Genomic DNA, 14811 nt, shown 5'->3' on the forward strand with positions numbered 1-14811 from the left:
TGTGTTAAGCACGCCGCCAGCGTTCGTCCTGAGCCAGGATCAAACTCTCCAAGATATCTTGAAGCTATTTGAATAGCTCATTTGTTTTGTTGTCGCTACCATTAAGTAGCTTTGAATTATGGTTGGTTTTGACTGTGTCAAAACCCGCACTCTGGCATATGTTCAATCATTTCGATTGATTACCTATCATTGTTCAGTTTTCAAAGATCTGTACCAGTCTACACATTCTTTCGTCGAAGTGTTTCATCAACTGGCGACTTGATTATTCTATCAAGTTAAGCTCATTACGTCAAGTGCTTTTTTTAACTTTTAAGAAGTTTTTTATACTTATCATTTGAGCTGTGTCCTAATGACTTGTATTAGTATAGCATAAATATAATAAACGTCAATATATAAAATTGCCGCCTTATCATTTTCATCTTTCTTTCATTATTTTCTTAACATTCTATATATAATATCTCATTAAAACCCATTTTAACTTGTTAAATACTTCTTTACCAATTTTTACCTTAAAATATCTATAGTTCTAAAGGAGTATATCTTTTTACCCATATATGATACAAAGCAAGTGCTATCACCATAACCAATGCAGTGAACATATATAAATATTGATAGCCCCAAGCACTAGCTAATACTGCAAGTATAACTGATCCAGCACCGACACTTATATCTAATGCTAAAAAATATGTTGCTGTTGATACACCCGCACGCTCAATAGGAGCTGATTGTATAGCCAGCGCTTGGAATGCAGGTTGTGCTGCACCATAGCCTAACCCCAATAACGAAGCGGTGAATAGAATAGCTAATGGGGTTATAGCCAATCCCAATACAAATAAGCCTAGTATAAATAATCCTAATCCTGTATAGATAATAATTTTTGAACCATATCGAGCATATATTTTTCCTACTATGGGTCGACTAATAATAATCATCAACGCAAAAATAGCAAAGAAAGCACTTCCCCATATTCCTGCCCCCATGCTATTAAGTTCTATAGGTATAAAAACTAAAACACCAGAATAGGTAAACCCAATAAATAAGCCCATTAAAGCCCAAGGTAAACTTTTATTTTCTATAAACTGGGAAATATGCCAACCTTTATATTTTGATTGTTTAGGTAATGCTAACTCTTTTGATAGGGGAATAATATTACTTAAGACCATAGCCAATCCAGTCATAACCGTTAAAAATATGTACAATGCCATACTACCGTATGACGATAAAGCATATAGGCCGATAGCAGGTCCTAATACCATTGCTATATTTGAAAAGATAGCAAACATATTAACTCCCTCACCTTTTCGACTAGGAGGTAATACTAATACTGCTAGAGTAGCCATTACAGTTGTTCCAAGGGCAAACACAACACCATGTAACCCACGTAGTACGAAAACAGCCTCTAAGGATGTAGTAAAATTAAATAATCCCATAATAATGAAAAACAAGGCTGTTGATATTAATAGAACAATACGCTTATTAAGACCATCTATTAATCGTCCTGCAAAAATCCTACATAAAATTGTACCAATTTGAAAATATGTCATCGCTAAGCCCGCATCGAGATCGCTGCCACTCAGTTCAGACGTGATTACAATTGGCAATGCCGCTACGAGAACATATTGAGTCATATATAAAATACCACTACTAATACCATAATTAGTAAAAGCAGGGCTCCATAATCTATTTGAATCCATATTTGTATCTCCCTTTTGTATCGTGTCACCTAGCCATTTTACGCCTCTATCTTATAGAATTCAAGAACAAGCCTTTTTAAATTTTATATAGTTAAAAATGACTGTTATCTGTAAAATACCTATACCGTTTTACATAATAAAAGATGGCAAAATAAAAGAACCTCTCTAAAAATAAATCAAGAGAGGTTCTTGTACTTTAATCATTAACACAATAATAATTTATAACTTATTATTGATTACGTACGTCATTTTTATTGCGGCTCTTCCACATAACCCACAAGGATGTAGCTACACAGATAGAGGAGTACGCACCGCTAGCAAAGCCAATAATCATACAAAGAGCAAAGTTCTTTGTAGTATCTCCACCAAATAAATAAAGGGATACACAGGCAAACATAACTGTTGCCAATGTATAGAAACTACGATGAATACTTTGTGTAATAGACGCATTCGCCAAATCTGCAAATGTATCAGAACGTTTATGTGTATGCGTATTTTCACGAACACGGTCAAAGATAACTACAGATTCATTCATGGAGTAACCTACAACCGTAAGAATGGCAGCTAAGAAGGATGCATCAATTTCTAGTTGGAAATAAGAGAAAACACCAAGAACCATAATCAAGTCATGGAAAATGGCAACTAACGCAGAAATGGCAACCTTATATTCAAAACGATAAGAAATATATAGAGCTAATGCTGCGAATGCTATAACAAGATTCAATAATGCATGTTCTGTAACCTCAGAGCCAATTACAGCACCTACAGTTTCAATACGTTTAACTGTATTGTTACCAATAGATTTAGTCAAAGAATCAACAACAGCGGCACTTTCACTAGACTCTAGATTACGTGTACGAATCATTACGTCTTCGCCTGCTGTATCACCAGTAGTATCACCAGAAAGCTGAATTTGTGCATTTTCAAGATTATATTCTTTTAGAACGTCACGAACTTGACTAACCTCTACAGGTTGATCAAATACAACTTCAACAATCGTACCACCAGTATAATCAATACCAAAGTTAAACCCTTTAGTAAATATGGAAATTAAGCTGATTATAACGAGTGTGGAGGAAATAGCAAACCACCAACGATGATGTTTAATTACGTCTAATGTCATTTGCGTTTACCTCCTTTCAACGATTTTGGTGCAAATGCGTCAGCACTTGTGCTTGGAGAAATATTCGCACCAAACCAGAATGGATGGTTCGTAAAGTTACAGTCAATAAGTAAGCGCAATAAGAAATGGCTCACAGTAATCGCTGTGAACATACTTACCACAACACCTACGCCTAAGCTGATAGCAAAGCCTTTTACCGGACCAGAACCTAAGATTGTCAAGATACCAGCCGTAATAATAACGGATACGTTCGCATCTGTAATTGTTGCTAAAGCACGACTGAAACCGGCTTCCATAGCTACACGCATGGACTTACCAGAGAACACCTCTTCTTTAAAACGTTCAAAGATAAGAATATTCGCATCTACAGCAACACCCATAGATAAGATAATACCCGCGATACCTGGTAATGTCATAGTCGCATTAAAGCCTTTGCCTAATACGAGCAATAAGAGCATAACATATACAAGTAAGGCAATATTAGCTACGATACCAGAAAAACGATATAAAATAACCAAGAAAATCATGATCATTGCAATACCAGCACTGAAGGCTACAACAGATTTATCCTTGGAGTCTTGACCCAAAGAAGGACCAACTGTACGCACTTCTAATACATTAATTTTAACAGGTAATGCACCGGAACGTAATAAAATAGCTAAGTCTTTAGCTTCTTCTAAACTTTGACTACCAGAGATAGTGGCTTTACCACCTGTAATTGCTTGTTGTACTACAGGATTAGTCAATTCTTTACCATCCAATGTAATGGCAATACGACGACCAATATTTTTAGATGTTAAATCAGCAAACTTCTTAGCCCCTTCATCACTTAATTCAATAGCAACGAGTGGTTGTTTATTTTGACCTAACTCTTCTTTCGCATCTTTTAAGTCATCACCAGTCATAACGGTTTGACCTTGGTCGTTTTTAAATTCCAAGACCGCTGTTTTACCGATACGTTTAATCGCTTCGTCAGGATCTTTTACACCTGGCAATTCAATGATAATACGACGAGCACCTTCACGTTGTACCAATGGTTCAGATAAACCCATTTCATTAATACGACGTTCTAAGATTTGCTTCGCCCGTTCCACTGCATCATTGTCAGCTGTACCAGTCGCAGAGTCCTCTGCTTCCAATACGATATGCGTACCACCTTGCAAGTCTAGGCCTTGTTTCAAAGAGCCTGCTAATGGTTGAATAAAATACGCAAATAATCCAATGATGGCAGCAATGACTACTAAAAACTTGATAATAGCTTTACCGTTCAAAATAGTTGCTCCCTTCTGCTATACACAATGTATAATGCCTTGCTCTGTCACAATTTTACTCATTCGTTGGTCTAATGCTTCCATTGGGATTGGTGTTTCCCATAATTGTACAGTCCAACATACGCCCATAAATGTACTTGGTGAAAGTTCCTTGAGAAATCGATCATAATACCCATTCCCCATTCCCATGCGACCACCTTGACGGTCAAAGCCAGCACCAGGCACTAAAATCAAATCCAAGTCACACGGATCAATAATATCGTATGGCTCAGCGGGAATACGTATATTTAACACACCCCGAGTGATAGATTCTAGAGACTTAAGACGAACTGCAATCATAGTCGTCTTATCAGTACATACTGGAACGTATACAGATTTACCATGTTCTAAAGCATGACGAATCACATCGTCTAAATTGGCCTCTTTAGGCATCGCCAAATAGGCCATAATGTTTTTTGCCGATATATACTCAGGACTATTAACGATTTGATTCGTCAACATCGGCGTCCACGACCTACAATCAGCAACGGATAAAGCAGCGCGCTGAGACTTACACGCCTGGCGCACTGCTTCCTTTGTATTCATTATTTTTCTTCCTTGTTTTTCTTAGACAGTACATTAGCAACTGCTGTACGAGCAAATGTTAATTCAACTTTTTCAGATACCTGTACCTTGACTTTTTCATCATCAAGTTCAACAATTTCGCCATAAATACCACCAATAGTAACGATTTTTTGGCCTTTTTTTAAGCTACCTAACAAGCTAGCACGCTCTTTTTGTTGTTTCTTTTGTGGACGCCACAATAAAAAGTAAAAAATCACTACCATTAACAAAATAGGCCAGCTAGTTTGCAAGATTTGTTGAATATCTCCCATGTTATCCTCCTAGGTTAATAAATATGTATTTCTTTTCTAGTATAGCCACCTAATATAAATTTGACTAGACTTAATTACTATTTTTTAAAGCTATCCCAAAATTGCATTCTAAATTGTGGGAACCGATCTTCTAAGATAGCTTGTCTCATTTGACGCATAAACTCTAATAAGAAATAGAGATTATGATATGTTACAAGGCGTAATGCCAAAATCTCTTCTGCCTTATATAAGTGACGAATATATGCACGGGAATAATTTTTACATGTATAACATTGGCAACCTTCTTCTAAAGGACCCCAATCATGAGCAAATTGAGCATTTCGAATATTAAGGCGACCATTCCAGGTCATGGCCATCCCATTTCGAGCAACACGAGTTGGATATACACAATCAAACATATCAACTCCACGTGCTACACCTTCTACCAGACAATCTGCGGTGCCAACGCCCATCAAATAACGAGCCTTGTTAGTTGGCAATAATGGCGTAGTATATTCTAAGATTTCATTCATTAAATCATGAGGTTCCCCAACGGATAAACCGCCGATGCTATAACCTTCAAAATCCATAGCTACAAGTTCTTCCGCACTTTGTTTGCGCAAGTCTTTGTACATGCCACCTTGAACGATACCAAACATGCCTTGCCGGTCATGAGCTTTACGAGCCTCTTGGCAACGATGCGCCCAACGCGTGGTACGCGCCGTAGAGCGTTTCGCATAATCATGATCCGCGGGATACGGAATACATTCGTCAAAAGCCATCGCAATATCAGAACCTAATTGCTCTTGTACCTTTGTAGCCACTTCAGGAGATAGAAACTGTTTTGATCCATCAATGTGGGATCTAAATGTAACACCATCCTCAGTAATTTTGCGCATATCGCCTAAACTAAATACTTGGAATCCACCACTATCAGTAAGAATCGCTTGATCCCAATTCATAAATTTATGTAAGCCCCCAGCCTCTTCTACAAGCTCCGGCCCTGGGCGAAGAAATAAATGATAGGTATTACTCAAAATAACTTGAGAACCCATAGCCTTTAGTTCTTCTGGTGTCATAGTTTTAACTGTCGCTTGCGTGCCTACAGGCATAAACATCGGTGTTTGGAAGGTACCATGTGGCGTATGCAATAAACCTGCCCGTGCCCCCGTATGAGGACATGTCTTTTGTAATTCATAAATAATACTCGGCATAGTCCCTCCTAACGTATAAACATAGCATCGCCGAAGCTAAAGAAACGATAACGTTCACGTACAGCTTCTTCGTAGGCCGCCAAACAGTGTTCACGACTAGCTAGTGCACTAATCAACATTAACAATGTAGATTGAGGCAAGTGAAAATTCGTTACCAACGCATCAATCATCTTAAATTTATAGCCAGGATAGATAAAAATTTGAGTCCAACCACTCATACCTTGTAATACACCATCATCATTCGTAGCAGACTCAAGAGTACGCACCGATGTAGTACCTACGGCAATGATACGAGACCCTTTTTGTTTGGCTGCATTGATTCGATTCGCCGTATCTTGAGGTACAACAAAGAACTCACTATGCATTTCGTGGTCTTCAATAGTCTCTGCCGATACAGGTCTAAAGGTGCCAAGTCCAACATGTAAGGTTACAAACTCAAGCTCTACACCTTTAGCTTTAATCTTTTCTAAGAGGTCAGGTGTAAAGTGAAGTCCTGCAGTTGGTGCCGCAGCAGAGCCTTTCTCCTTAGCATATACCGTTTGATAACGGTCTTTATCTTCTAACTTTTCATGAATGTATGGAGGTAATGGCATTTCACCAATTTCTTGAATCACATCATCAAACACACCGTTGCATGTGAACTGAATGATACGGCCTCCAAAATTTGTTTTATCTATAATAACTCCACTTAGGCGGTCATCAAACTCTATAACTTGCCCGATAGGACATTTTTTCCCCGGTTTAACAAGGCATTCCCATCGATTTTCACCACATGGTGTGAGTAGAAGTACCTCCACCTTGCCACCAGAACCTTGACGATGTCCATATAATCTCGCAGGGATAACCTTCGTATTATTAAATACAAGCACATCTCCTTCATGGAGTTCTTCTAGCAAATCATAAAAATGCCCTTTATGTTTAACTTCACCACTTACCTTATCTAAGGTTAAAAGCCGTGCTGTATCACGAGGTTCTACAGGATGCTGAGCAATCAGTTCCTCTGGCAATTCATAATCAAAATCTGTAACTTTCATCGTAATCCTTATTAGTACATTTTCTTCAATGTAATGCCACTATAGTAGTGACGCAAAATAGTTTGGTAATAATTTATATCTCCAGGATTAGCACGCTTTGCCATTTCCGCAGCGCCCCATTGAGACATACCAAGGCCATGACCCCAACCGTGGCCTTTAATATAAACAGTATCATTCTTGCCAGTAAAGCTATGATATGCCTTTCCCGTGCCTTTAGCAGGGTTGTGATTTACATAGAAATCAAATAGTGTAGATTTTAAACCTAAAATACTACGCAATGCATCGCCATCTACAGTAGTTTTTCCAGAGGTACCTATGAAAGTAGCACTCTTTATACGACCTGATACACCGCGGTCCGATGTTTGTTGCCCAGGCTTACCAAGAGGAGTCAACTGAATGCTCTTCAATTTACCTACCCCTTTACTTGCCGCATTAAGTTTACTTTCAAGAGCTTGACGAGAGGTAGTAACAGTCCAATTCGATGTAGATGTACCAGTACTAAAGTCTTTTACCCCTTTTAAGTATGGCACATCACTTCCCCAAACATTTACACTATCCTCTGTATAGCCACCGCCATCAGAATGGAATAAGGCATTAATAGGACGTTGATCATAAAGCATAACTACGCCTTTAGTTTTATTTACTGCATTTGTGGTAGCTTGAGATTCACCACTCACACCACTGTATACTTGATGATCCGTGGAATTACTCACATCGTAGAATTTACCTTTATTTTCTTCCATCGTATGAAGAGCATAGGTGCGAGCTGCTACAGCTTGTGCCTCTAATGCAGCAGCCGGCCAAGACGGTACTACCTCTTGTGGGACAACACCATACAGGTAATCCTCAAGGGGCACAGAATTAATGACCATCATGGTTCCATTATTGGCACGTAATGTTAAACCGCCACGATAACCTTTACCTTCGAACAAGAATGGTGCATCACTATTTGCAGGCTTCAATGTAACCACACTATCAATAGCCTTTCCATTTACAGCAATCTTGCCGCCGCGAATGCCAATAGATGTACCACGATTAGCACTGATTGTGCTAACTTGACCATTGCCGCTGTTCAATACAACCATACTAGCTGTAGATGTAACAGTAGCATCGGAGCTACGACTACCTAGTAGAACACGTACATTTGGCATGTTTTCTTTACGTTCTGTAGCAGGCGTCACTACGGAGCCCACTTTGTTGCGAGTAATAACTGCTGTATTGGCTTGAATGCTATTCACATCCGTTGTTTTTACTACCTTTTTAGTAGCAGTTTTTTCAGTAGCTCTTTTTTGTGCTACAGGTTTATCACCAGTAACTGCAGGTTTAGTAGCTGGCTTTGCAGTAGCAGAAGCCGCAGGTTTTGTAGCCGTTGTAGCTTTACCTGTAGCAGCTGATTTCGTAGCTGTTGCATTAGTACTAGATTTCGCAGTACTAGTTGATTTTGTTGCACTAACTGGTTTAGCCATCGTTACCGGCTTTGTAGCTGTAGCAGGCTTTGCTACATTAACCGGTTTTGCACTAGGTTTAACCACCGTAGATGTAGCAGTTGACTTAGAAACCGTTTTAGTTGTTGCGACCGGCTTTGCAACTGGTTTAGTAGCAAGTGGACGAAAACTAGATTTCTTCGTCGTATTTACTTTCGATACAGTTGTATTAGATACTGTTGATTTTGGCGTTGGCTTTTTCGTTACCACTGCACTTTTATTTTGCAGCGTCGCTCCATGTGCTACAGAAGCACCGCCAATGTTTACACCTAAAAATAAAGTGGCCATTATCATCAATTGTAATCGTTTCGTTTTCATTGTTATTTCCCTGTCTGTGAAATACCTAAATGCTCATAGGCCAATTTAGTAGCCACCCTCCCACGCGGTGTACGTCCTAAAAATCCTAATTGCATCAAATATGGTTCATACACATCTTCGATGGTATCTCTCTCTTCGCTGATAGCCGCCGCAATGGTATCAATCCCTACAGGGCCGCCATCATATTTTTCAATAATACATTCCAACACACGTCGATCAATTCGATCAAGTCCCATTTTGTCTACATATAAACGTTGTAATGCTTCATCTGCAATTTCTTGAGTGATAACCCCATCACCAATGACTTGTGCAAAATCGCGTACCCGTTTAAGCAGACGGTTTGCGATACGCGGTGTTCCTCGTGAACGACGTGCAATTTCGCTTGCCCCAGTCGACACAATACCAATATTAAGTATTTCTGCGGCTCGAGTCACAATAAATTCTAACTCTGGTTGTTTATAATATTCCAACCGATTAATAATACCAAATCGGTCCCGTAACGGTGCCGCCAAAGCACCCGCTCGAGTCGTGGCACCTACCAATGTAAATTTTGGCAAGTCAATGCGCACAGTTCGAGCACTTGGACCCTTACCGATGATAATATCAATAGCATAATCTTCCATAGCAGAGTACAACACTTCCTCTACACTACGAGACAAGCGATGAATTTCATCAATAAATAATACATCATGGTCGTCCAAATTTGTTAATATTGCAGCTAAGTCACCAGACTTTTCAATAGCAGGACCAGAAGTTATGCGAAAATTAACACCCAATTCATTCGCAATAATCCCTGCTAATGTTGTCTTGCCAAGACCTGGAGGCCCATAAAGTAGCACGTGATCCAATGCTTCCCCACGCTGTTTTGCAGCTTGAATATACACATTTAGATTGCCTTTAGCCTCTTCTTGCCCTACATACTCATTAAAAAGCTTAGGCCGAAGGCTATATTGCCATATATCCTCTTCGTGCTCGCCATTGCCGACAAGGCGTACTTCTTCATTCATCCTTATCGTCCTTTCCCAAGCTCAATTAAGCTGACTTTTATCAACTCAGATACATCACGCTTACCATCATCTAAAGACTCTACAATATCTGCTACATCCCGTTCCAAGTATCCTAAGGATACGAGGGCTTCAATGGCTTCTCCTGCAGCACCGTTTGCAGCAACACCAACAGGCTGAATAGTCGCAGGTGATTCCGCAGAAATATGTGTCATCTTAGCGATTTTATCCTTTAACTCTAAAACAAGTCGCTCCGCAGACTTCTTACCAATACCAGGTAACTTTGTTAATTGCTGTACCTGTCCATTGATAATCGCTAATTTGAAAGCCTCAGGTGTCATGCCTGACAAGATGCCAAGCCCCACCTTGGGCCCGATACCAGAAACAGAAATGAGGAGTATAAACAACTCATATTCTTCTTCCGTCCAAAAGCCATAAAGTTGCATTGCATCTTCTCGTACATTAAGATACGTGAATAGCGTCGCCTCATGGCCCTCTGTCAGCTGTTGACGCGTAGTGGTCGGCACATATACGCGATACCCTACGCCATGTACATCAACATAGCACGATTCTTTAAAAAGATGTGTTACGATACCTCGCACATACCCTATCATTATACCAACCTCTTTAATCGATCATTGTGAGAACTATGAGCCGTACAGATAGCAACAGCTAATGCATCTGCCGTATCATCAGGCTTAATTTTCTCACGAATCCCCAAAATATTCATCGTCATATAAATGACCTGATTCTTATCAGCTTTACCATAACCTGTGACAGCTTGTTTAATTTGTAATGGTGTATATTCATAAATAGGAATCCGTTGTTGTTCAGCAGCCAATAAAATAACACCACGTGCTTGCCCTACCTTAATGGCTGTTGTTACATTACGGTTAAAAAATAATTCCTCCACACCGAACTTATCAGGCCTATATTCCTCCAATAAATCACTAAGATCATTAAATAGAATTTCCAGTCGCTGTGAATCAGTCAATTCCTTAGGAGTTGTAATAGCCCCATAGGCTACTGGTGTTAGTTTGCTACCCTTCACGTCAATAATGCCATATCCGCATATAGCCGTGCCTGGGTCAATTCCTATAATGCGCACCCCAACCCCCTTAGTTTAAAAATGAGATAAGCTACCGCCTACCTCCATTACATAATCTATTTTATTATAGCATAATTTCACATCGAAGTTCATGAATTCCCCTATGAATTATATATGAGACATATTAATTTTCTTAACTTTAATAAATATCCGAGTTTAATTTCAATAGAAAAGGAGCACCCCATAGAGTGCCCCCTTTATTATTATTCTTCTTCATCGTCCGGCAAAATACCATTATGATATACGTTTTGTACATCATCAAGATCATCCAATACGTCAAGCATTTTCTGCATTTTCACAGCATCATCACCAGTCAACTCAATCGTTGTATCTGGAATCATCGTGATTTTAGCTACTACAGTTTCGATACCCGCATCAGCAAGCGCTGCTTCTACCGCATCAAAATCCTCTGGTGTTGTATAAATTTCAAATACATCATCTTCAGACTTAAGATCTTCTGCACCTGCATCAAGAGCAAGCAAAGTCAATTCATCTTCGTCATGACCTTCTTTATCGATAACGAAAACGCCTTTAGATTTGAACATCCAGCCTACACAGCCGCTTTCACCAAGGTTACCACCTTGTTTAGAGAACGCATGGCGCACATCTGCTGCTGCACGGTTACGATTATCAGTCATCACCTCAACAGTAACGGCAACACCGGCAGGGCCATAACCTTCGTATACGATTTCTTCATATGCATTCATGTCCATAGCACCGATGCCTTTGTCGATAGCACGTTGAATGTTATCCTTAGGGATATTATTTTCACGAGCTTTTTGCAAAGCCAATTTCAAACGCATATTACCAGTTGGATCTGCACCACCCATGCGTGCTGCAACGGTAATTTCACGACCGATTTTTGTAGCCAATTTAGCTTTTAATGCATCGGTTTTACCTTTTTTATGTTTAATATTTGCCCATTTAGAATGTCCTGACATAGACGCCTCCTATTTATTCCACCATGCTTCGCCCCGCAGCCGATCTAAGATGATTGATACGGCACTACGCACGGATAAATGATTGTATTCACCATGGCCATATATAGGTTCTAAAATATAGTCAAAGCTTTCCATCGTTTCTTTTGTCATACCATAACCGGTACCAAATAATACTAACACAGGGCGCCCCTCATTTTCAAGATGTTCACGCATCCGTGCATAGGAAATCGTATTATCATAGGTGCGAGCATCTGTTGTAGCTACTATAGGTTTTATACCTTCTATGTCTTCAATTGTTCGCACCGCTACCGCAATTGAGTTTACCAATTCTACACCTGTAAAAGCATCCTTACGATCTGGATTGTAAGTAGAGCCAAATCCAGATTTCCAATGTTCCATGATAGTACGCACCAACTCACGCTGCGCAGGTATATTGTGAATCACAAAATATTTAGACACATCATAAGTAATAGATGCTCGTGCAATATCATGAATATCATAATTTGTAATGGCCGTCGTAATGACCTCTTTATGCTTGTTCATAATCGGATAATGAACAAGTCCGATATATAAATTAGCCAATACTATATCTCCTAAATTCTAAACTAACCTTCATTAACATACATTGCCATCATATCCATTACGAAGCACTAGACCGTGCGCCAGCACTACCAAATCCAGACTTCTGTCCTATGGAAGACGCCTTTTTACTTCTATTGCGTTCATAAGTTCTATAAAAGCTCCGCCCCATAGCGCTATGTACATTCGACCCTGATGCGGTATATACATAGGGCTCCTCATACGTTTGTAATGGTGCTGCTATGCGATATGTCATGGTTCGTCCATCCATGCGTGCAGTAGGTGGATTAAAACCGTGAAATATATAATATCCTGCAGCAATACTTGGTAAGAGCCCTGCTAGCCCCGCATCCCACACCAAATTGCCACTATTATCTCGGTGAAAGGTAACGGATCGATTATCGTCGTATAAGGCTGTTTCTTTACCATCACCATGATTTAATAAAGAATATCGGTTTCCTTGGTTATCCTTTAATCGAACCTCCCCTTCATTTGCTTCTGGGTAAACCTTGTCGCACACAGCATAGGAGATATCATTCCAGTAGGAATATACACCTACAAGACCAGCAACGGCAGCGAAAGCACCTGTAAGGTATATGGTTTTCTTACTTGGCTTATACATAGAACACTCCCTTAGTGCACAGCACCGCTAATAACAAGGGCAAGACCTACGAAGATGCCAAACACGAGAATGCCTGCCGCGGTATTACCTCTCATGATTTCTTCGGATAATTTATATTTACGATGCCAAATATTGATAAAGATATAGCCAGTAACAAATAATACAATACCAAGCACAGCATATACAACACTGGCTACGATACCATGTAACAAGGAAGTATCAGCTGTAGTCACGGCTGGTGACATAATAACAGCGCGCAAAATTTCACCGATACCGATAAATGATCCCGCTGAAAGCCACGCCACAGCACAGTTACCACGCTTAATTTCTTCACTAAATTTTCCAGGCACGAAGAAATCGATAACCGTATTCGCCGTTAACATCAATATAATGCCAAAGCAAGCATAAAAAATTGTCAATAATACATCTGGTATATAAATCATAATGAGCCTCCTAATATTATAACTTTGTATTGGATGTATTGCCAGAATTGGTAGTAGGATACAATCGTTCGCGTCCCGCATTATCCCGTAGGCGAACCATGGTCGCATAGTTATCGAGTATATGAGAGCTGATTAATGTATGATCAATAATTTTCCAATCCTCTTGTGTCAATTTTGATTGTTCACATACCTTAACCTTAGTTTGTCCATCCGTATTGGTAATAATATACACTAAGTCCCCAGAATAAAATACAATAACTTCATGTCCCTCTTCTAAGTTATCCCGCTCATTCTTAATATCACCATTCACAGAATCAATCAAGTCTAATGCGGTGCTAACGGGATCCAACGAAGACGTGTATACATAGTCGCTATCCGAGTCTGCTTTTGTATAATACACAGAGGTATCTTGCATATGTTCTTTTATGGTATAAGGGAACCCAACCATATCCCGTATACTATGCCAAGACAGGTCATCCTCTAACCCAAGCAGAAATAGCATAAATAGTACAGCGTATCCTAAGCCAAAAGCGATAGATTTAAATCTCTTTCTCATAAATTTGTTACGCATCTTTTGCTTAATGGCTTGAGCGGCTGCATCATTACAAAGGCGAATATTCACTAAGGGCACTCGTGACCCTTCGGCAAACATTTTTTCACCTTCAAACCACTCTTCTTCAAAGAATACACTAGCACCACCCTCACATGGTAGCTGATATTCTCTATATCCAGCGCGGTCCCCTACGGAGGCACCACTTTCACCATCAACGTTGACAACCTTTTCTAATCCGATTTGATGTAATGTAAAATCTTTCCCCGGCCGTGTATGAAAAGATGTTCTAGATACGGTACACCATTCATTATCATTGTACTCAATGGTTAACCATATTTTATCAATTCCCTCAACAGCCTCCAGTCCATATTCATGCCAATAATCACCAGGTGATTTTGTCATAGACGGCTGGCCCCTATAGGATTGTTCCTTATCTGCTTTTGGAATAATCTCTATGTATTTAATTTTCTCAGTGATTACATAGCGGCTGCCATGAACCTCTAAGACATCATAACAATTAAACTCCATACGCACCCTCGCTAAAGTAGACATAAGCACGACTGCTGCTA

Annotated in this window: 16 protein-coding genes; all 16 read right to left on the reverse strand. The window is 39.6% G+C overall.

Annotated features, from left to right (window positions below):
* Positions 1 to 518: 518 nt before the first annotated feature.
* The gene (locus tag E6X37_RS08365; protein WP_316689742.1) at positions 519 to 1694 is read right to left on the reverse strand and encodes an MFS transporter; all 1176 of its coding nucleotides are present in this window, start codon (positions 1692 to 1694) and stop codon (positions 519 to 521) included.
* A gap of 229 nt (positions 1695 to 1923) precedes the next feature.
* Positions 1924 to 2817, reverse strand: a complete 894-nt coding sequence (gene secF / locus E6X37_RS08370; RefSeq protein WP_004695602.1) for a protein translocase subunit SecF — start codon at positions 2815 to 2817, stop codon at positions 1924 to 1926.
* A complete protein-coding gene (gene secD, locus E6X37_RS08375) occupies positions 2814 to 4088 on the reverse strand; it encodes a protein translocase subunit SecD (RefSeq protein WP_004695600.1) in 1275 nt (424 codons plus the stop codon). The genes secF and secD overlap by 4 nt, the downstream gene beginning before the upstream one ends.
* An 18-nt stretch (positions 4089 to 4106) precedes the next feature.
* Positions 4107 to 4673, reverse strand: a complete 567-nt coding sequence (locus E6X37_RS08380; RefSeq protein ID WP_008715724.1) for a 5-formyltetrahydrofolate cyclo-ligase — start codon at positions 4671 to 4673, stop codon at positions 4107 to 4109.
* Positions 4673 to 4963: a preprotein translocase subunit YajC gene (yajC, locus tag E6X37_RS08385; protein ID WP_004695596.1), complete on the reverse strand. Its 291-nt coding sequence runs from the start codon at positions 4961 to 4963 to the stop codon at positions 4673 to 4675. The genes E6X37_RS08380 and yajC overlap by 1 nt, the downstream gene beginning before the upstream one ends.
* Before the next feature lie 77 nt (positions 4964 to 5040).
* Positions 5041 to 6156: a tRNA guanosine(34) transglycosylase Tgt gene (gene tgt / locus E6X37_RS08390; RefSeq protein ID WP_004695595.1), complete on the reverse strand. Its 1116-nt coding sequence runs from the start codon at positions 6154 to 6156 to the stop codon at positions 5041 to 5043.
* A gap of 8 nt (positions 6157 to 6164) precedes the next feature.
* A complete protein-coding gene (queA, locus tag E6X37_RS08395; RefSeq protein WP_004695592.1) occupies positions 6165 to 7190 on the reverse strand; it encodes a tRNA preQ1(34) S-adenosylmethionine ribosyltransferase-isomerase QueA in 1026 nt (341 codons plus the stop codon).
* A gap of 11 nt (positions 7191 to 7201) precedes the next feature.
* Entirely contained in the window at positions 7202 to 8992 is a 1791-nt protein-coding gene (locus E6X37_RS08400) for a SpoIID/LytB domain-containing protein (protein ID WP_316689743.1), read from the reverse strand.
* Positions 8993 to 8994: 2 nt separating this feature from the next.
* The gene (ruvB, locus tag E6X37_RS08405; RefSeq protein WP_101929030.1) at positions 8995 to 9999 is read right to left on the reverse strand and encodes a Holliday junction branch migration DNA helicase RuvB; all 1005 of its coding nucleotides are present in this window, start codon (positions 9997 to 9999) and stop codon (positions 8995 to 8997) included.
* A 2-nt stretch (positions 10000 to 10001) separates the two neighbouring features.
* Positions 10002 to 10610 (reverse strand): Holliday junction branch migration protein RuvA, encoded by a 609-nt coding sequence (gene ruvA, locus E6X37_RS08410; protein ID WP_004698493.1) that lies wholly within the window; start codon positions 10608 to 10610, stop codon positions 10002 to 10004.
* A complete protein-coding gene (ruvC, locus tag E6X37_RS08415; RefSeq protein WP_004695586.1) occupies positions 10610 to 11104 on the reverse strand; it encodes a crossover junction endodeoxyribonuclease RuvC in 495 nt (164 codons plus the stop codon). The genes ruvA and ruvC overlap by 1 nt, the downstream gene beginning before the upstream one ends.
* Before the next feature lie 203 nt (positions 11105 to 11307).
* Entirely contained in the window at positions 11308 to 12045 is a 738-nt protein-coding gene (locus tag E6X37_RS08420) for a YebC/PmpR family DNA-binding transcriptional regulator (protein WP_316689744.1), read from the reverse strand.
* A gap of 9 nt (positions 12046 to 12054) precedes the next feature.
* On the reverse strand, positions 12055 to 12627 hold the full coding sequence (locus E6X37_RS08425; RefSeq protein ID WP_004698468.1) for an RNA methyltransferase: 573 nt from the start codon (positions 12625 to 12627) through the stop codon (positions 12055 to 12057).
* A gap of 58 nt (positions 12628 to 12685) precedes the next feature.
* Positions 12686 to 13246 (reverse strand): hypothetical protein, encoded by a 561-nt coding sequence (locus tag E6X37_RS08430; RefSeq protein WP_008603403.1) that lies wholly within the window; start codon positions 13244 to 13246, stop codon positions 12686 to 12688.
* An 11-nt stretch (positions 13247 to 13257) separates the two neighbouring features.
* Positions 13258 to 13689, reverse strand: a complete 432-nt coding sequence (locus tag E6X37_RS08435; protein WP_278458091.1) for a DUF350 domain-containing protein — start codon at positions 13687 to 13689, stop codon at positions 13258 to 13260.
* A gap of 16 nt (positions 13690 to 13705) precedes the next feature.
* Entirely contained in the window at positions 13706 to 14770 is a 1065-nt protein-coding gene (locus E6X37_RS08440) for a hypothetical protein (protein ID WP_278458092.1), read from the reverse strand.
* Positions 14771 to 14811 lie beyond the last annotated feature (41 nt).

Source organism: Veillonella parvula (assembly GCF_032550495.1).
GTDB classification, from domain to species: Bacteria; Bacillota; Negativicutes; order Veillonellales; family Veillonellaceae; genus Veillonella; species Veillonella parvula_G.

Bases quoted from the DNA above. Each gene is read 5' to 3' on its own strand.
- E6X37_RS08440 (WP_278458092.1), bottom strand. From the start codon at position 14,770: ATGGAGTTTAATTGTTATGATGTCTTAGAGGTTCATGGCAGCCGCTAT.
- E6X37_RS08400 (WP_316689743.1), bottom strand. From the start codon at position 8,992: ATGAAAACGAAACGATTACAATTGATGATAATGGCCACTTTATTTTTA.
- ruvB (WP_101929030.1), bottom strand. From the start codon at position 9,999: ATGAATGAAGAAGTACGCCTTGTCGGCAATGGCGAGCACGAAGAGGAT.
- yajC (WP_004695596.1), bottom strand. From the start codon at position 4,963: ATGGGAGATATTCAACAAATCTTGCAAACTAGCTGGCCTATTTTGTTA.
- ruvA (WP_004698493.1), bottom strand. From the start codon at position 10,610: ATGATAGGGTATGTGCGAGGTATCGTAACACATCTTTTTAAAGAATCG.
- E6X37_RS08380 (WP_008715724.1), bottom strand. From the start codon at position 4,673: ATGAATACAAAGGAAGCAGTGCGCCAGGCGTGTAAGTCTCAGCGCGCT.
- queA (WP_004695592.1), bottom strand. From the start codon at position 7,190: ATGAAAGTTACAGATTTTGATTATGAATTGCCAGAGGAACTGATTGCT.
- E6X37_RS08365 (WP_316689742.1), bottom strand. From the start codon at position 1,694: ATGGATTCAAATAGATTATGGAGCCCTGCTTTTACTAATTATGGTATT.
- tgt (WP_004695595.1), bottom strand. From the start codon at position 6,156: ATGCCGAGTATTATTTATGAATTACAAAAGACATGTCCTCATACGGGG.
- E6X37_RS08430 (WP_008603403.1), bottom strand. From the start codon at position 13,246: ATGTATAAGCCAAGTAAGAAAACCATATACCTTACAGGTGCTTTCGCT.
- E6X37_RS08420 (WP_316689744.1), bottom strand. From the start codon at position 12,045: ATGTCAGGACATTCTAAATGGGCAAATATTAAACATAAAAAAGGTAAA.
- secF (WP_004695602.1), bottom strand. From the start codon at position 2,817: ATGACATTAGACGTAATTAAACATCATCGTTGGTGGTTTGCTATTTCC.
- E6X37_RS08435 (WP_278458091.1), bottom strand. From the start codon at position 13,689: ATGATTTATATACCAGATGTATTATTGACAATTTTTTATGCTTGCTTT.